This is a genomic window from Streptomyces catenulae (assembly GCF_000718015.1).
Lineage (GTDB): Bacteria > Actinomycetota > Actinomycetes > Streptomycetales > Streptomycetaceae > Streptomyces > Streptomyces catenulae.
Window position 1 is genome coordinate 28,113 of the sequence record NZ_JODY01000010.1, and the last position, 17,226, is coordinate 45,338.

General features: G+C 73.4%; 16 protein-coding genes. 8 read left to right on the top strand and 8 right to left on the bottom strand.

The window, feature by feature from the left end:
• The first annotated feature begins 13 nt into the window (after positions 1-13).
• Genes IF23_RS0111630 through IF23_RS0111655 form a run of 6 tightly spaced genes read left to right on the top strand, consistent with a single transcriptional unit; the run spans position 14 to position 4,109 of the window.
• On the top strand, positions 14-457 hold the full coding sequence (locus IF23_RS0111630) for a cupin domain-containing protein (RefSeq protein WP_030282612.1): 444 nt from the start codon (positions 14-16) through the stop codon (positions 455-457).
• Positions 454-1,722, top strand: coding sequence for a beta-ketoacyl-[acyl-carrier-protein] synthase family protein (locus tag IF23_RS0111635; RefSeq protein WP_030282614.1), 1,269 nt, complete (start codon positions 454-456; stop codon positions 1,720-1,722). The genes IF23_RS0111630 and IF23_RS0111635 overlap by 4 nt, the downstream gene beginning before the upstream one ends.
• Positions 1,719-2,966: a beta-ketoacyl synthase N-terminal-like domain-containing protein gene (locus IF23_RS0111640; RefSeq protein ID WP_030282615.1), complete on the top strand. Its 1,248-nt coding sequence runs from the start codon at positions 1,719-1,721 to the stop codon at positions 2,964-2,966. The genes IF23_RS0111635 and IF23_RS0111640 overlap by 4 nt, the downstream gene beginning before the upstream one ends.
• 14 nt (positions 2,967-2,980) lie before the next feature.
• The gene (locus tag IF23_RS0111645; RefSeq protein WP_030282617.1) at positions 2,981-3,238 is read left to right on the top strand and encodes a phosphopantetheine-binding protein; all 258 of its coding nucleotides are present in this window, start codon (positions 2,981-2,983) and stop codon (positions 3,236-3,238) included.
• 1 nt (position 3,239) lies between these two features.
• Entirely contained in the window at positions 3,240-3,716 is a 477-nt protein-coding gene (locus IF23_RS0111650; protein ID WP_030282619.1) for an SRPBCC family protein, read from the top strand.
• Positions 3,717-3,776: 60 nt separating this feature from the next.
• Positions 3,777-4,109, top strand: a complete 333-nt coding sequence (locus tag IF23_RS0111655) for a TcmI family type II polyketide cyclase (RefSeq protein ID WP_030282620.1) — start codon at positions 3,777-3,779, stop codon at positions 4,107-4,109.
• Between the two features lie 80 nt (positions 4,110-4,189).
• Here the strand turns inward: IF23_RS0111655 and IF23_RS0111660 are convergent, their stop codons facing one another.
• Positions 4,190-5,248, bottom strand: a complete 1,059-nt coding sequence (locus tag IF23_RS0111660; RefSeq protein WP_030282622.1) for a methyltransferase — start codon at positions 5,246-5,248, stop codon at positions 4,190-4,192.
• A 37-nt stretch (positions 5,249-5,285) separates the two neighbouring features.
• Positions 5,286-6,341 (bottom strand): right-handed parallel beta-helix repeat-containing protein, encoded by a 1,056-nt coding sequence (locus IF23_RS0111665; protein WP_030282623.1) that lies wholly within the window; start codon positions 6,339-6,341, stop codon positions 5,286-5,288.
• 185 nt (positions 6,342-6,526) lie between these two features.
• Between IF23_RS0111665 and IF23_RS0111670 the strand changes: the two genes are divergently transcribed.
• Positions 6,527-7,033, top strand: a complete 507-nt coding sequence (locus IF23_RS0111670) for a mycothiol transferase (protein WP_030282625.1) — start codon at positions 6,527-6,529, stop codon at positions 7,031-7,033.
• A 67-nt stretch (positions 7,034-7,100) separates the two neighbouring features.
• Here IF23_RS0111670 and IF23_RS0111675 read toward each other — a convergent pair whose 3' ends face one another.
• The 5 genes from IF23_RS0111675 to IF23_RS0111700 form a co-directional block, all read right to left on the bottom strand.
• On the bottom strand, positions 7,101-8,381 hold the full coding sequence (locus IF23_RS0111675; protein WP_030282627.1) for an aspartate aminotransferase type Ic: 1,281 nt from the start codon (positions 8,379-8,381) through the stop codon (positions 7,101-7,103).
• Positions 8,382-8,516: 135 nt separating this feature from the next.
• Entirely contained in the window at positions 8,517-9,938 is a 1,422-nt protein-coding gene (locus tag IF23_RS0111685) for a M1 family metallopeptidase (protein WP_037677961.1), read from the bottom strand.
• Positions 9,939-9,959: 21 nt separating this feature from the next.
• Positions 9,960-10,865: a M28 family peptidase gene (locus IF23_RS0111690; RefSeq protein WP_030282631.1), complete on the bottom strand. Its 906-nt coding sequence runs from the start codon at positions 10,863-10,865 to the stop codon at positions 9,960-9,962.
• A gap of 148 nt (positions 10,866-11,013) precedes the next feature.
• Entirely contained in the window at positions 11,014-11,859 is an 846-nt protein-coding gene (locus tag IF23_RS0111695) for a family 1 encapsulin nanocompartment shell protein (RefSeq protein WP_051739508.1), read from the bottom strand.
• A gap of 5 nt (positions 11,860-11,864) precedes the next feature.
• The gene (locus IF23_RS0111700; protein ID WP_030282634.1) at positions 11,865-12,845 is read right to left on the bottom strand and encodes a Dyp-type peroxidase; all 981 of its coding nucleotides are present in this window, start codon (positions 12,843-12,845) and stop codon (positions 11,865-11,867) included.
• 289 nt (positions 12,846-13,134) lie between these two features.
• On the opposite strand from IF23_RS0111700, the gene IF23_RS0111705 reads away from it, so the two are divergent.
• Complete coding sequence (locus IF23_RS0111705; RefSeq protein WP_030282636.1) at positions 13,135-15,444, top strand: FdhF/YdeP family oxidoreductase; 2,310 nt, start codon at positions 13,135-13,137, stop codon at positions 15,442-15,444.
• A gap of 7 nt (positions 15,445-15,451) precedes the next feature.
• Here IF23_RS0111705 and IF23_RS0111710 read toward each other — a convergent pair whose 3' ends face one another.
• A complete protein-coding gene (locus IF23_RS0111710) occupies positions 15,452-17,200 on the bottom strand; it encodes an FUSC family protein (RefSeq protein ID WP_030282637.1) in 1,749 nt (582 codons plus the stop codon).
• Between the last annotated feature and the right edge of the window lie 26 nt (positions 17,201-17,226).

Sequence of the window (17,226 nt, forward strand, 5' to 3'; positions counted from 1 at the left end):
GAGGAAGACAGCCATGAGCACCCACCGCCCACGCATCGTGGACCTCGGCGAGACGCAGCCCAACCGCCGGCGCGGAGGTGATCTGCGCGCGATGCTGACGCCCAGCGCGGTCGGCGCCACCAGCGGCTTCATGGGCATGGCCCTCGTCGAGCCGGGCGAGCGCATCGGCGAGCACTACCACCCCTACTCCGAGGAGTTCGTCTACGTCGTGGACGGCGCCCTGGAGGTCGATCTGGACGACGAGACGTTCTCGCTCGTGCCGGACCAGGCGTTGCTGATCCCGCTCGGGATGCGGCACCGCTTCCGCAACGTCGGGGACGTCCAGGCGCGGATGGTGTTCCATCTGGGCCCGCTGGCGCCGCGTCCGGAACTCGGCCATGTCGACACCGAGGTCACGGAGGTGTCCGCAGCAGGTGCGCAGGCCGGCCCACCCGAACGAACGGAGGCGGTTTCATGACGCGCCGTGTCGCGGTCACCGGCATGGGGATCGTGGCGCCGGGCGGGGTGGGGGTCCCGGCCTTCTGGGACCTGCTCTCCGCCGGGCGCACGGCGACCCGGGCGATCTCGCTCTTCGACGCGACGGGGTTCCGTTCCCGGATCGCCGCCGAGTGCGACTTCGACCCGGTGGCGCTCGGCCTGAACGGCGAGCAGATCGCCCGCTCGGACCGGTACATCCAGTTCGCGCTGGTCGCCGCCGCCGAGGCGCTGCGCGACGCCGGTCTGGACATGGCGGCGCAGGACCCGTGGCGGGTCGGGGTGTCCCTGGGCACCGCGGTCGGCGGCACCACCCGGCTGGAGAACGACTATGTGGCGGTCAGCGCCGCCGGCTCCCGCTGGGACGTCGACCACCGGCCGTCCGGGCGGTACCTGGAGCGGGCGTTCGCGCCCAGTTCGCTGGCGTCCGCGGTGGCCGAGGAGGTGGGCGCCCACGGGCCGGTGCAGACCGTGTCCACGGGCTGCACCTCCGGTCTGGACGCGATCGGGTACGCCTTCCAGTCGATCGAGGAGGGCCGGGCCGATGTGTGCGTCGCGGGCGCGTCGGACTCCCCCATCTCCCCGATCACGGTGGCGTGCTTCGACGCGATCAAGGCGACCTCGGCCAACAACGACGACCCCGAGCACGCCTCGCGGCCGTTCGACGCGCACCGCGACGGCTTCGTGATGGGTGAGGGCGGCGCCGTCCTCGTCCTGGAGGAGCTGGCGCACGCGCGGGCCCGCGGCGCCACCGTGCACTGCGTCATCGGCGGCTACGCGACCTTCGGGAACGCGTACCACATGACGGGGCTGACCCAGGAGGGCCTGGAGATGGCCGAGGCGATCAACCACGCCCTCGACCACGCCCGGCTCGACGCCTCGGCGGTCGACTACGTCAACGCGCACGGGTCGGGCACCAAGCAGAACGACCGGCACGAGACCGCCGCGGTCAAACGGTCCCTGGGGGCGCACGCCCGCAAGGTGCCGATGAGCTCCATCAAGTCGATGGTGGGCCATTCGCTGGGCGCGATCGGCGCGATCGAGATCGTCGCGTCGGTGCTGGCGCTGACCCATCAGGTGGTGCCGCCCACCGCCAACTACGAGACGCCGGACCCGGAGTGCGACCTGGACTACGTCCCGCGGACCGCCCGGGAGGCCCGGCTGCGGTCCGTGCTGTCGGTCGGCAGCGGATTCGGCGGCTTCCAGTCCGCCGTGGTCCTGACCGACCCGGGAGGGAGAGCGTCATGAGCGCAGGTGAGCAACGCCGCTGCGCCGTCACCGGCATCGGTGTGGTGGCCCCCAACGGCACCGGCACCGAACCGTTCTGGAAGGCGACCCGGGAGGGCATCAGCGTCCTGGACCGCGTCACCCGCGAGGGCTGCGGGCAGCTGCCGCTGAAGGTGGCCGGCGAGGTCCGGGACTTCGACCCCGGCGGGCTGGTGGAGGAGCGGTTCCTGGTCCAGACGGACCGCTTCACGCACTTCGCGATGGCGGCGGCGGACCTCGCGCTGGAGGACGCCGGGCTGGTGCCCGACGACGACCGCTCGCCGTTCGCGGTGGGCGTGGTGACCGCCGCGGGCTCCGGCGGCGGCGAGTTCGGCCAGCGGGAGCTGCAGCAGCTGTGGGGCAAGAGCCCGCGCCATGTGGGGCCGTACCAGTCGATCGCGTGGTTCTACGCGGCGAGCACCGGTCAGGTCTCCATCCGCGGCGGCTTCAAGGGGCCGTGCGGGGTGGTGGCGAGCGACGAGGCCGGTGGTCTGGACGCGCTGGCGCACGCCGCCCGCACCCTCGCGCGCGGCACCGACGCCGTGGTCGTGGGCGCCGCGGAGGCGCCGCTCGCGCCGTACTCGATCGTCTGCCAGCTCGGGTATCAGGACCTCAGCCTGGTGCCCGACCCGGACCGCGCCTACCGGCCGTTCACCTCCCGGGCCTGCGGGTTCGTGCCTGCCGAGGGCGGCGCGATGCTCGTCGTCGAGGAGGAGCGGACGGCGCGGGAGCGGGGCGCCGCGGTGCGTGCGGTGGTGGCCGGGCACGGGGCGACGTTCACCGGCGCGTCCCGGTGGGCGGAGTCCCGGGCCGGGCTGGCGCGGGCGATCGAGGTCGCGTTGGCGGCGGCCGACTGTGCGCCGGAGGAGATCGATGTGGTCTTCGCCGACGCGCTGGGCGTTCCGGCGGCCGACCGTGCCGAGGCGCTGGCGCTCGCCGACGCGCTCGGCGGGCACGCGGCGCGGGTGCCGGTGACCGCGCCCAAGACCGGGACGGGGCGGGCGTACTGCGGCGCCCCGGTCCTGGACACGGCGGCGGCGGTGCTGTCCCTGGAGCACCAGGTGGTGCCGCCGACGCCGAACGTCGTGGACGTCTGCCACGACCTGGACGTGGTGACCGGCTGGGCGCGCCCCGCCGAACTGCGCACCGCGCTCGTCCTGAGCCGGGGGCTGATGGGTTCCAACGCGGCGCTGGTGCTGCGGCGGGCCGACGGCTCCCCCTCATGAGAAGGAGAACTGCCATGACCGACCGACTGACCTTCGACGAACTCGCCGCGCTGATGAAGTCGGCCGCGGGGGTGACCGTCGATCCGAAGGAGCTGGCGGCCCGCCCCGACGTCCTCTTCGCCGAGCTAGGTCTCGACTCGCTCGGCCTGCTCGGCATCGTGGGTGAGCTGGAGAACCGCTACGACCACCCCATGCCGGAGGACGCCGAGCGCTGCCGCTCCCCCCGCGACTTCCTCGACCTCGTCAACACCGCATCCCCGACAGGAGCCTGACATGCCCGGCCACACCGAGAACGCCATCACCATCGCCGCCCCCCTCGACCTGGTCTGGGAGATGACCAACGACCTGGAGAACTGGCCGCAGCTCTTCAGCGAGTACGCATCGGTCGAGATCCTCTCCCGGGAGGGCAACAGCACGACGTTCCGGCTGACGATGCATCCGGACGACAACGGCAAGGTCTGGAGCTGGGTGTCGGAGCGGACCGCCGACCGCGAGGCCCTGAGTGTGCGGGCCCGCCGCGTGGAGACCGGTCCGTTCGAGCACATGGACATCCACTGGACGTACGCGCCGAACAAGACCGGTACGACGATGCACTGGACGCAGGACTTCGCGATGAAGCCGCAGGCGCCCGTCGACGACCAGGGCATGACCGACCACATCAACCGCAACTCCCGCATCCAGCTGGAGCTGATCCGGGACAAGATCGAGCAGCGCGCCCGGGAGCTGCGCGGCGCCGTCCCCGCCAACTGACGGGCCGCCGCCCCACGTTCGCCACGCCGCCTTCGGGGCGGCGGGAAAGGTGTCTGACCGATGCACCACGCACTGATCGTCGCCCGGATGTCCCCGGAGTCGGCGCCGAAGATCGCGGATGTGTTCGCCGCGTCCGACCGGACGGAGTTGCCGCATCTGGTCGGCGTCACCCGGCGGACGCTGTTCCAGTTCGGCGACGTGTATCTGCACCTCATCGAGTCGGAGCAGCCGCCCGGGCCGGAGATCGCCAAGGTGACCTCGCACCCGGAGTTCCGTGCCATCAGCGACCGGCTGTCGTCGTTCGTCAGCCCGTACGACCCGGAGACCTGGCACGGGCCGAAGGATGCGATGGCCCATCAGTTCTACCGGTGGGAGCGCGACGGGCTGGGCTGACCGGTCGCCGTCGCCGCAACGGGCCGCCCGCCGGGGAAGTTCCCCGGCGGGCGGCCCGTTGTCGTGGCGGCGCGCCCGCGTCAGAGCGGGACGGTGCACTCGAAGGCGTGCAGATACGGGTTGACCTCCAGGATGTCGTGGAGCACCAGCCCCGCCTCGGTGACCCGGCGGACCAGGCTCTCCTTGGTGTGCTTGGCGCCGCCGACGTTGAGGAGCAGCAGCAGGTCCATGGCGGTGGTGAACCGCATCGACGGGCTGTCGTCGACGAGGTTCTCGATGACGATGACGCGGGCGCCGGGGGCGGCGGCGTCCAGGACGTTCCGCAGGGTGCGGCGGGTGGACTCGTCGTCCCACTCCAGGATGTTCTTGATGAGGTAGGTGTCGGCGCGGACCGGGATGGCGGTGCGGCAGTCGCCGGGGACGACGGTGGCGCGGTCGGCGAGGGGTCCGCCGTCGCGCAGCCGCGGGTCGGCTCCGGCGACGACCGCGGGGAGGTCGACGAGGGTGCCCTCCAGGTGCGGGTGCTTCTCCAGGAGGGCGGCGAGGACATGGCCCTGGCCGCCGCCGATGTCGGCGACGGTGGTGGCGTCGGAGAGGTCGAGGAGGGCCGCGACGTCCTGGGCGGACTGTCGGCTGGAGGTGGTCATGGCCCGGTCGAAGATCTGCGCGGAGTCGCGGGCGTCCTGGTGGAGGTAGGTGAAGAAGTCCTTGCCGTAGAGGGTGTCGAAGACGTCGCGGCCGGAGCGGACCGCCTGGTCGAGGAGGGGCCAGGCCGCCCAGGTCCACGGTTCGGTGCACCACAGGGAGATGTGGCGGAGGCTGTGCGCGGTGTCGTCGCGCAGCAGACGGGACATCTCGGTGTGGGCGAAGGTGTTCTCCTCCGTCTCGGTGAAGATGCCGTAGCAGGTCAGGGCGCGCAGCAGACGGGCGAGGGGCCGGGGTTCGGTGCGGACCGCGGCGGCGAGTTCCTCGGCGGTGGCCGGGGTGTCGCCCAGGGCGTCGGCGACGCCGAGCCGGGCGGCGGCGCGGACGGCGGCGGCGGGCGCGGCGCCGAAGATGATCTCCCGGAGCCGCATCGCCGCCTGCGGTGCGGACGGCTGCTCCGCGGGGGTCTGAGGTGGGTCGCTGAGGGTGGTCATGGAGTCTCGTCTCTCCTGGTGAGGTGGGGCGCGCGGATCAGCACAGGCCCGCGGGCTGCGAGGTGCGGCAGGTGTTGCGGGTGAAGTGGTTGCTGGTGGCGGTGTCGCGGTTGGCGAGGTCGGGCTTGTTGCCGAGCAGGACGTTGCCGCTGACCTCGTTCCGTTCGTTGCGGACGCCGACGAAGCTGTGGAAGAGGACGACGCCTCCGGCCAGCGGGGAGTCGCCGACGTTGTCGCGGACGAGGTTGCCGGTGACCTGGGTGCCCTCGGCGCCGGTGAGGACGATGCCGACGCCCTGGAGGGCGGGCAGCCGCTTGGTGGCGGCGCACTTCCTGGTGTTCTGCGAGACGTTGTTCTCGCGGACGGTCAGATCGCCGCCGCGGGGGCGGGACTCGTCGCCGACGACGAAGACGCCGCTGCAGTTGCCGGTGATGTCGTTGAGGGCGATGTCGAGGTGGCGGACGCGGCGGGCGGTGATGCCGATGCGGTTGCCGGTGACGGTGTTGCCGCGGATGTCGGTGCCGAGGGTGTCGAGGGCGCCGCCCTCCTGGTCCACGGTGTTGGCGAGGAAGATCCCGGCGTCGCCGTTGCCGGTGGCGGTGTTGCCGCGTACCGAGGCCCGGACGGACTCCTGCTGGGCGATGCCCCACTGCCCCATGTCGCGGGCGGTGACGTCGCGGACGCTGAGCCGGTCGGTGCCCGAGGCCCAGACACCGCTCTTGCGGAAGCCCTCGACGGTGAGGGAGCGCAGGGCGACGTCGGCGACGCGGTGGCCGGAGCTGCCCAGGACGCAGATGCCGTTGCCGTCCTTGCCGCAGTCGTTCGCGGCGCGGGTGGCGGCGGGCCGCAGCACGGTGCGCTCCCCCGCGCCGCGCAGCGTCAGGCCAGGCTTGTCGATGCGGACGCTCTCGCGGTACGTGCCGGGGGCGAGGCGGATGGTGTCGCCGGGTTTCGCGGCGTCCACGGCCTTCTGGATGGACTCGCCCGGGTGGACGGTGTACGCGTCGTCGGCCTGGCCGGGCGGGGCGGCGGCCACTCCGGTGACCAGCATCGTGACCAGGCAGCCGGTTGCTGTCAGTTGTCGTTTCACCATGAGGCGAAGCTATGGGCGCGCGCCGGAGCCCGCCACACGTGGTAACCCGAGGGGTACGCTCCGTGCGCGACCGGGTGGTGGCGTTCCCCCGGTGGTGGCTCCGGCGGGGCCCGCGCATCATGGAACGGGCCGCCCCGCGGGGCCCGGCGCCGCGCCCGGCCCCGCCCTTCCCTCAGGAGCCGCGTATGAGCGCCGGAACGGACCTGCTCAGCGATGCCTTCGGCCGGATCCGGGAGACCGTCGAGGAGGTGGTCACCGGGCTGGGCCCCAAGGAGCTGGCCGCCTCGCCGCACGGCGGCAACCCGGTGGGCTGGCTGGTGTGGCACCTCACCCGGGTGCAGGACGACCACATCGCCGACGCGGCCGGGACCGAACAGGTGTGGACGGCGCAGGGCTGGGCGCACCGCTTCGGGCTGACGCTGCCCGCGCACGACACCGGCTACGGCCACTCCCGGCGCGAGGTGGCGGCGGTCCACGACCTGACGGCGCTCCAGCTGCTGGGCTACCACGACGCGGTGTACGCGGTGACCCTCCGCTTCGTCGAGGATCTCCAGGTCAAGGATCTGACGCAGGTGATCGACCGGTCCTGGGACCCGCCGGTCACCCTCGCCACCCGGCTGATCAGCGTGGTCTCCGACGATCTCCAGCATGTGGGGCAGGCGGCGTACGCGCGGGGGCTGCTGGGCGGCTGAGACGGGCCGGGCCCGCCGCGGGAGGATCCACGGCGGGCCCGGTGCACGCCCACGGGGGGCGGTGGTGTCAGCTCTGTGCGGCGGCGGCGCGCTGCTCGTAGCCGACCAGGCGCACGCAGACGGCGAGGCCCTCGATGGCGGCCTCCAGCTCGGCGAGACCGGGGTAGCTGGGGGCGATACGGATGACGGCGTCGCGCGGGTCGTCGCCGTACGGGTGGGTGGCGCCCGCCGGGGTCAGCACGATGCCCGCCTCGGCGGCGCGGCGCACGACCTCCTTGGCGCAGCCGTCGGGCACGGTCAGGGTGACGAAGTAGCCGCCCTTGGGCGCGGTCCACCCGGCGAGACCGGTGCCGCCCAGCTCGGCGTCGAGGATGCGGGCGACGGCGGCGAACTTGGGCTCCAGCAGGGCGCGCTGACGCTCCATGTGGGCGCGGACGCCGTCGGCGTCGCGCAGGAACATCACATGCCGGAGCTGGTTGATCTTGTCCGGGCCGATCGAGCGCTTGCCGTTGTTGGCGAGCAGCCAGGAGACGTTGGCGGGCGAGGAGCCGAAGAAGGCGACACCGGCACCGGCCGCGGTGATCTTCGAGGTGGAGCCGAAGACGAACACCCGGTCGGCGTGGCCGCTCTCCGCGCAGGCGGCGAGCACGTCGGCGATCTGGACCTGCTCGTCGGTGAGGTGGTGGGCGGCGTAGGCGTTGTCCCAGAAGATGCGGAAGTCCGGGGCGGCGGTGGGCATCGCGGCGAGGCGGCGGACGGTCTCGTCGCTGTAGACGACGCCGTCGGGGTTGCTGTACTTCGGCACGCACCAGATGCCCTTGACGGCCGGGTCCTCGGCGACGAGGCGCTCGACGGTGTCCATGTCGGGGCCGTCGGCGGTCATCGGCACCGGGATCATGTCGATGCCGAAGCGCTCGCAGAGCGCGAAGTGGCGGTCGTAGCCGGGGACCGGGCAGAGGAAGGCGATGCGCTCCTGGTCGACCCAGCGGGACTCGGCGCCGGGCAGGACGCTCAGCAGGGCGTGCACGATGCTGTCGTGCATCAGCTCCAGGCTGGAGTTTCCGGCGGCGAGGAGCTGCGGGACGGGGACCTGGAGCACATCGGCGAAGATCTCGCGCAGCTCCGGGAGGCCCTGGAGACCGCCGTAGTTGCGGACGTCGGTGCCGCTTGCGGCGGTGTGACGGCCGCCGGGCAGGCTGAGCAGGTCCTCGGAGAGGTCGAGCTGCTCGGGGGCCGGCTTGCCGCGGGTCAGGTCGAGGGCGAGGCCGCGTCCGGCGAGCTCCTTGTAGTCACTCCGTGCCTGGTCAAGGAGCTCGCTGAGGGTGGCGGCGCTCAGCTCGGTGGTCATGGTGTTTCCTCTCGACCGCGATGTTGCCGGGATGGCTCGGCTTGCCCTGAAGAGGATACAAACCGCCGGTCGGGCGGTGGCGGGCGCGGTCGGCCGGGGCCCGGGGCCACCGGCCGACCACCGCCCGCCGGTGCGCTACCCGTGGCGCAGCGCGCCCAGGCTGCCCGGGTAGAGGTACTGCTTCGGCGGGATCTTCGTCCCGTGGGCCCAGGCGTCGAAGAAGCCCTTGAGGTCCTTGCCGGAGACCTCCGCCGCCAACGCCTCGAACTGCGGGAACGAGGCGTTGCCGTAGGCGTGGTCGTGGGTCCAGCGCTTGAGGGTGGCGAAGAACGCGTCGTCGCCGACGGTGCGCCGCAGCGCGTGGAGCATCAGGGAACCCTTGTCGTACAGGGCGGGGTCCAGTTCCTTGCCGACTCCCGGGTCGTAGAGCTTGGTGGCCCAGTACGCCGGGTCGTCCTTGTTCTCGTCGACCACCCAGGCGTAGAAGCTCTTGTCGAGGTCGGAGCCGTTGTGCTCCTCCCACAGCTGGTTGGCGTACTGGGCGAAGCACTCGTTGAGGCAGCCGTCGCGCCAGTCCTTGATCGAGACGCTGTCGCCGAACCACTGGTGGGTGATCTCGTGCGGCCCCGAGGCGTCGTTGAGGGACCCGGGGTAGGTGGGTCGGCTCTGTGTCTCCAGGGCGTTGGGGCCCTCCTGGCCGGTCACCCCGTTGATGGCGATGCTGCCCGCCGAGGAGAACGGGTACGGGCCGAACTTCGAGGCGAGGAAGGTGAGGATCTCCCCCTGCTGGGCCTCGGCCGCCTCGTCGATCACGGCGCCCGGGCTGTAGGCGGTGATGGACGGCGTGCCGTCGGGCAGCTCGGTGCGGTGGACGGTGAACTTGTCGATGGCGACGGTGCTGGCGTACGTCACCATCGGCTTGTCCTCGTGCCAGCGGAAGGTCGTGCGGCCGCCCTCGGTGGTGGTCGGTCCGGGCAGCCCGTTGCCTATCGCGGTCCAGCCCTTGGGGACGGTCGCGGTGAGGGAGAAGGTGGCCTTGTCGGACGGGTGGTCGTTGGCGGGGTACCAGGAGGTCGCGGCGTGCGGTTCGCCCGTGGCGTCCGCGCCGCCGTTCTTCAGGGTGTGCCAGCCCTCACTGTCGGGCTTCCCGGCGTACTTCACCCGGACCGCGAAGGTGGCGCCGTCGGCCACCCGGTGGGCCGGGACGACGGCGAGTTTGTGGGCCCCGGAGCGGGAGAACGCCTTCGCCGGGGTGCCGTCCACCGTGACCGAGGCGACCGTGAAGCCCTTCAGGTCGAGGGTGAAGCGGTCCAGCGCCTCGGTGGCCCGGGCGGTGACGGTGGTGTCGCCGTCCAGGTGGTCGGTGCGCGCCGGGTCGTAGGCGATCCGGACGTCGTAGTGCGTGACGTCGTAGCCGGGGTTGCCGTCGTCGGGGAAGTAGGGGTCGCCGATACCGGTCGCGGCGGAGGCGGGGGTCGCCGCCAGGGCGAGGGTGAGGGCGGTCGCGGTGGTCAGCACGGCGGTGGCGCCGCGGTGCCGGTGGAGTGTTCTGCGCATCGCTGCTTTCCGGTTCGGGGGTCAGTTGCGGGCGGTGGCGGCGAGTTTCCAGACCACGCCGAGCAGGGCGTTGGTGCTGGTCGCCTCGGTCTCGGGGTCGACGTTGGCGAGGTTGTCGCAGGCGTTGTGAAGGCAGTCGGAGATGCCGGTGCTGAAGCCGGACGACGGGATACCGGCGTTGCCGAACGACTCGTGGTCGGAGCCGCCCACCCCGATGTCGAAGGTGCTGAGACCGCGGTCGGCGAACCATGCCTCGAACGCCCGCTGGGCCTCGGTCTCGTGGTGCGCGTCGTCGTGCACCACGAGCCACTGCCGGACGTTCTTGCTGCCCGCCTGGTCGAGGTTGAGGTAGACGTCGATCGCCTTGCGGTCGGCGGCGGAGAGCGAGCGGACGTAGTCCGCGGAGCCGACCAGCCCCTCCTCCTCCGCGCCCCACCAGGCGAACCGCAGGTGCCGGGTGGGCTTCAGCCCGGCGTCGGCCACCCGCAGGGCCGTGGTCAGGACGGCCGCCGCGCCGGAGCCGTTGTCGTTGATCCCCGGCCCCTCCTTGACGCTGTCCAGGTGGGCGCCGGTGAACAGCACATGCTTCGGGTCGCCGCCCGGCCAGTCGGCGATCAGGTTGTAGCCGGTCGCGCCGGCGTGCGAGAAGCGGCGCAGCTCGGTGTGGAATCCGGCCCGGTCCAGCGCCTTGCGGACGTACGTCACCGAGTCCGTGTACCCCTGGGTGCCGTGCGCGCGGTTGCCGCCGTTGCGGTCGGCGATCTCCTGGAGTGCCCGCAGGTGGGGCATGACCTCGCCCGCCCGGACGGTCGGCGCGCCGGGTCCCGGGGGTGCGGCGGCCGTGGCCGCGGGCGCCGGGACCGCGGCCAGGACGAGGACCGCGCCGAGGATCCGGGCGGCGAGGGACGGCAGGCGGCGGGACGGCATGGCGGGGCACCTTCCAGTACGGCCCGGGGCGCTCGCCCCGGTGGACCGCACCCACCCTCGCCCGCCGGTGTCAGGGAGTTGTCAGGAAGCTGTGGCGAGGCGGTAGGGGTGCCGGGCGCCCCGCCCGTCCCGTACGGAGGGGAGGGCGTCAGGGCGCGTCCGGTGCCTCCAGGACGACGACCGCCTCGTCGGTGTAGGTGAGGAAGGTCAGCGTCTCCTGGAGGTACAGCTCGATGCCGTGGGCGTCGTGGGCGGTGTAGCCGATGGCAACGTCCCGGCCCAGGCGCAGGGCGAAGTCGCCGCCGCGGGTGGAGAGGACGAACGCGCCGTCGACGGCGGGCGCCCAGATCGGTTTGCCGTCCAGGATCCGGGCGAGGTGGGCGGCGATCGGGTAGCCGTGGTCGGAGGTCTCGCTGACCGCCGTGTACGCGTCGGCGCCGAGCAGCAGCGCGTACGGGCCGTCGACCCCGGCCAGCCGGAGCGCGGTGAGGGCGCCGCTGACCGCGTCGGGGTAGTCGCGGGCCTCGGCGGGCAGCCGCAGCACCGGGTTGGAGCTGCGGGCGCGCAGTCCCTCCACCCCGGCGGCCGGGTAGCCGTCGAAGACGGCGTGGTCCTCGGCGAGGGCCAGGGCGCGGGCGGCGTCCTTCACCGGCTGCCAGTCGGAGTCCTGGGAGCCGCGTTCGACGTCGTCGACGGCGGCGCGGGTGACGGTGAAGGAGCTGCGCAGTTCGACGAGGGGCCGGGCCTCGCGCAGCCGGGCGGTGACGCCGGGGGTGGGCGGTTCGATGCCGGTGGTGTGGCCGGTGCCGACGGCGGCGAGTTCCGGTCCGCCCGCATCGGGGACGTCGACGACGCGGCGCCCGGCGACATGGCGGCGGAAGGTGCGGCGGGCCTCCTCCTCGATCTCCGCCCACGCCTGCGGGGTGATCGGGGCGAGTTCGCGGTGCAGGTTGTCGGTGCCGCAGGGCACCGTCGTGGCGGTGGTGGCGGTCATGGCGCTCAGGCTCCTTTCAGGCTGCCGATGCCGAGGGAGCCGCCCGGGGCGACGCCGGTCGGCGGGCCGGGCGGATCGTCGAGGAAGTCGGCGGCGGGCACGTAAAACAGACCGCCGGTGACGGCGCGGGAGAAGTCGAGGATGCGGTCGGTGGTGCCCGGCGGGTCGCCGAGGAACATGTTGTCGAGCATCCGCTCGGTGACCTCGGGGGTGCGGGCGTAGCCGATGAAGTAGGTGCCGAACTCGCCCTGCCCGACCCGGCCGAACGGCATGTTCTCCCGGACGATCTTCCGTTCGGTGCCGTCGGCGTCGGTGATCGTGTTGAGCGCGACATGTGAGTCGGCGGGTTTGACGGCGTCGTCCAGCTCGACGTTGGCGGTCTTGGTGCGGCCGATGACGCGCTCCTGCTCCTCGACGGTGAGCGCCTGCCAGGCGGGCATGTCGTGGAGGTACTTCTGCACGATCACATAGCTGCCGCCGCGGAACGGCGGGTCCTCGTCACCGGTGTGGACGGCGTCGTCGGCCGCGCGGTCGGTGGGGTTCTCGCTACCGTCGACGAAGCCGAGGAGGTCGCGGGTGTCGAAGTAGCGGAAGCCGTGGACCTCGTCGACGACGGTGACGGCGGCGGCGAAGTGGTCGACGAGCAGCCGGGCCATCTCGAAGCAGAGGTCCGGGCGGGCGGACCGGAGGTGGAAGAGGAGGTCGCCGGGGGTGGCCGGGGCGTGGTGGCGGGGGCCGTGCAGCGGCCGGAAGGGGTGCAGATAGCGGGGGCGCGGGCCGTCGAAGAGGCGGTCCCAGCCGGTCGAGCTGATCCCGGCGACGCAGGTCAGGGCGGCTTCGGGGGCGCGGAAGGCGACCGAGCGGACCAGCCCCGCCAGGCCCGCGAGCCCGTCCCGGACGGCCGCCTCACCGCCGGGGGCGACGGTCGCCACGAGGAACACGGCGGCGCGGGCGGGCGGCATGACGACGGACTGCGAGGTGACCATGGGGCTCCCGGCGGGGGACGGGGAGGTGGCGGGGGCGGCGACCCCACCGACGGACCAATCACCCCGAAGCAGACATAACGGCTGGGACGGGGTCAGCGTATCCGTGCCCGGTACGGCCCGCAGTCGGGCGACGCGCCGGGGCCCGGCACCGGTTCCGCCGGGCCCCGCGCACCCGGCACCCGCGGCGCGGGCCGCGTCCCGCCCGCCTCGCCCGGCCCCGCCGCCACACCTAGCCTGGCCGGAAAGGCCCGCTGCGGGCCGGGCCCGGACGACGGAAAGGGTGGACGCGGTGAGCGCCTCCGAGGAACGGGAACAGCCGACGCACCGGGTGGGGCCCGTCCCCGAGGGCGAGCCGTCGGCCCGGCCCTACCGCCACCCCGCCGCCGGATGGGGCGCCGCGAAGAGCGTGGGCCGGATCCTGGCCCGGGAGAAGCAGTGGGTGGACGGGCCGCGGGCGATCTTGCGGATGAACCACGAGAACGGCGGCTTCGACTGCCCCGGATGCGCCTGGCCGGACGACACCAAGGGCCTGCACCTGGACATCTGCGAGAACGGCATCAAACACGTCACCTGGGAGATGACCCGTAAGCGGGTCGGCCGGGAGTTCTTCGCCGCGCACTCGGTGACCGAGCTGTCCGGGTGGAGCGACTTCGCGCTGGAGGACCAGGGACGGCTGACCGAGCCGATGGTCTACGACCCGGACACCGACCACTACGTACCGATCAGCTGGAAGGACGCGTTCGCGCTGTTCGGCCGGGTGGTGCGGGGGCTCGGCAGCCCGGACCGGGCGGCGTACTACACCTCCGGGCGGCTGGGGAACGAGGCGACCTTCCTCTACCAGCTGATGGCCCGGGAGCTGGGCACCAACAATCTGCCGGACTGCTCCAACATGTGCCACGAGGCGAGCGGGCGCGCCCTGAAGGCGTCGCTGGGCACCGGCAAGGGCACCGTCGACCTCAAGGACTGGGAGGCCACCGACGCGCTCTTCGTGATGGGCGTCAACGCCGCCTCCAACGCGCCCCGGATGCTCACCGCGCTCGCCGCCGCGTACGACCGGGGTGCGCAGATCGTGCACATCAACCCGATGGTCGAGGCGGCCGCCACCCGCACGATCGTGCCGCACGACTTCACCGACATGGCCCTCCTGAAGGCGACCCGGACCGGCACGCTCGACCTCCAGGTGCGCATCGGCGGCGACATGGCGCTGCTGCGCGGTATGGCCAAGGCGGTCCTGGAGCAGGCACGGACCGACCCCAAGGCGCTCGACCAGGAGTTCATCGACCGGCACACCACCGGCTTCGCGGCGTACCGGGTGGTGTGCGAGGCCACGCCATGGGAGGAGATCGAGCGGCAGTCGGGCATCGCCCGCGCCGACCTCCTCAAGGCGGCGCGGATCTACGGCGACGCGGACCGTTCGATCATCAGCTGGTGCCTGGGCATCAGCCAGCACGAGCACGGCGTCGACACCGTCCGGGAGATCGTCAACCTGCTGCTGCTCCGCGGCAATCTGGGCCGCGAGGGCGCGGGCCCCTCCCCCGTCCGCGGGCACAGCAACGTCCAGGGCAACCGCACCTGCGGCATCGACCACCGGCCGGACGGGGCGTTCCTCGACCGGCTCGCGGAGGTCTGCGGTATCGAACCGCCGCGGGCGGAGGGGCTGGACACCGTCGCCACCGTCGCGGCGATGCACCGCGGTGACGTGGAGGTCTTCGTCGGGATGGGCGGCAATTTCGCCATGGCGGCGCCCGACACCCCGTACACCTTCGCGGCGCTGCGCGCCTGCGCGCTGACCGTGCAGGTCAGCACCAAGCTGAACCGCAGTCATCTGGTCCACGGGAGGCAGGCGCTGATCCTGCCGTGTCTGGGCCGGACCGAGAAGGACCAGCAGCGCGGCGGGGTGCAGAGCACCTCGGTCGAGGACTCGATGAGCATGGTCCATCTCTCCGTCGGCATGAAGCGGCCCGCCTCGCCGCAGCTGCTGTCGGAGCCCGCGATCATCGCCGGGCTGGCCCGCGCGGCGCTGCCGGACAGCGCCACGCCCTGGGAGTGGTACGTCGAGGACTACGACCGGATCCGCGACACGATGGCGCAGGTCCTGGACGGTTTCGAGGACTTCAACCGGCGGGTGCGGCTGCCGCTGGGTTTCCGGATCAAGCAGCCCGCGCGGGAGCTGGTGTTCCGCACGCCGTCGGGAGCGGCGGAGTTCTCCGCGGCGCCGCTGCCCGACGTGGTCCCGGCGCCCGGCACGCTGGCGCTGGGCACGCTCCGCTCCCACGACCAGTGGAACACCACCCTGTACTCGGACAACGACCGCTACCGCGGCATCCGCAACCTGCGCACGCTGGTCTTCATGAACCACGACGACATGCGCGAACGCGGTATCGCCCGGTTCGACCCGGTCGACATCACCGCCACCGCGAAGGACGGCTCCACCCGCGCGCTGCACGGCTATCTCGCCGTCCCGTACGGCCTCCCCCGGGGCTGTGCGGCCGGGTACATGCCGGAGATGAACGTGCTGATCGCGCTCTGCGACTACAGCGTGCAGAGCGATCAGCCGCTGATGAAGCATCTGAAGGTCACCATCGCCCCGGCGGCGTGAGCGGCGCTCAGCCGCGGGCGAAGCGCTCCAGGAGGAGATGGGCGCGGGCCTCCGCGGCGGCGAGTTCGGCGGGGTCGATCTCGGCCCGCCACACCTCGCCCGCCGCGGCGTCGTCCGCCTCCCGCAGCTCGACGACGGCCACCGCCAGCCGCGCCTGGGCGTCCCCGAACGCCGCCGTGGCGCCGCCGTCGAGCGCCCGCTCGGCCTGTGCGGTGGCCGCCGCGCACGCGGTCAGCGCGCGCTCCGCCCGCACCACGGCCCGGTCGTGGACCACCAGCAGGCCGCAGAGCAGTCCGACGACGATGCCCAGGACGCTGGCGAGCGCCCGGTCCGCGACGAGCGTCCCGGCGGCCTCCGGCGCGGTCAGGTCGGTCATCAGCAGCGCCAGCGGCGTCAGGAACACCACGCCGAGGCCGTAGTTGCGCGGTACGACGTACTCCAGCAGGAACTCCAGCACCACGATCACCGCGACCAGCACCCCGGGGCCGGGCGCCAGGGCGAGGATCGCCAGCGCGAGCACCAGCCCGGCGGCGGTGCCCAGGGTCCGCTGCACCGCGCGCTGGGTCGCGGTGCGGACATTGATGGAGTGCAGCACCGCGGCTGCCGACACCGCGGCCCAGTAGCCGTGCCCGAGGCCCAGCGCCGGCGCGGCGCCGCCCGCGAGGGCGGTGCCGAGGGCCATCCGCAGCGCCGGGACGAGCAGTACGGAGCGGTGGCCGGGGCCGCCGGGGTGGCGGCCCGCGAGGAGTTCGGCGGCGCGGAGCCCGGCGCCGCTCGGCGGGGCGGTCGGCGGCGCCCCGGCGTCCCGACCGGTCCGGTCGCCGACCGTCCAGGACGCCGGGCCCGGCAGCAGCGGCGGGACGCGGCGGCGCCGGTCCGCCAGGGCCCTGGCCTGCTCCCGCAGCTGCCGGGCGAGGGCCGCCGGATCGTCCGGCGGCCGGGTCGCGGAGCCGATCAGCAGCGACCAGGACAGCTCGGTCAGCCGGACGCACACCCCGCCGTGCCGCTCCCCGCCCGCCGCGCGCGGCAGCAGGCCGAGGGCGTGGTGGGCGCGGAGCACCGCGGCGGTCGCCCGGTGGCGCCGTCGGCCGTCGTGGTCGGCGCCCGGGGCGTCCCAGAGTGCGGCGAGCGCGCGGAGCGCGGCGGCCACCGCGAGGCGCTGCGGGCGGTCGGGGTGGACGAGGCGGCCCGCCATCGCCAGCGCCCAGGCGAGCGCGGCGCCCGCGGCGGCGAGCGCGGTGTGCGGCAGGACGTCGGCGGGACCGGCCGTGCCGTTGGCCGCCGCGGCGAACGCGAAGAGCAGCAGCACCGCGCCGAGCCCGCCCAGCCGCGCGGCGTCGCAGGCGTACTTCGCGGCGCCCGCCACCAGCGCGGTCGCGGCGACCACCACGGCGGCGCCGCCCGGCCGGGGCAGCGCCCAGGCGGCGAGCGCCGAGCCGACGCCCACGCACGCCGTCATGGCGAGGGCGACCAGCGCCAGCGCACCGGCGCGCCGCCGGTAGGGCAGATTGCGGCCGAAGGTGGTGGTGAAGGCGCCGAGCATGGCGTAGACGGCCTGTTCGGTGCGGCCGGTCGCGGCGAGCACCAGCGCCGGGAGCGCCATCGCGAGCGCGGCGCGCAGCGCGAAGGTGAACGCCCCGTCCACCGGGTGCAGGGTCAGCGACCCGCGCGGTGAGAGCACCCGCACCACCCCGGCCACCGCCTGCCGCGGGCCGCGCGCGGCGGGGGTGCGGCCGTCGTCACCGGCCCGGGTCATGACGGAGTGCGGGGGTCGTGCGGGCG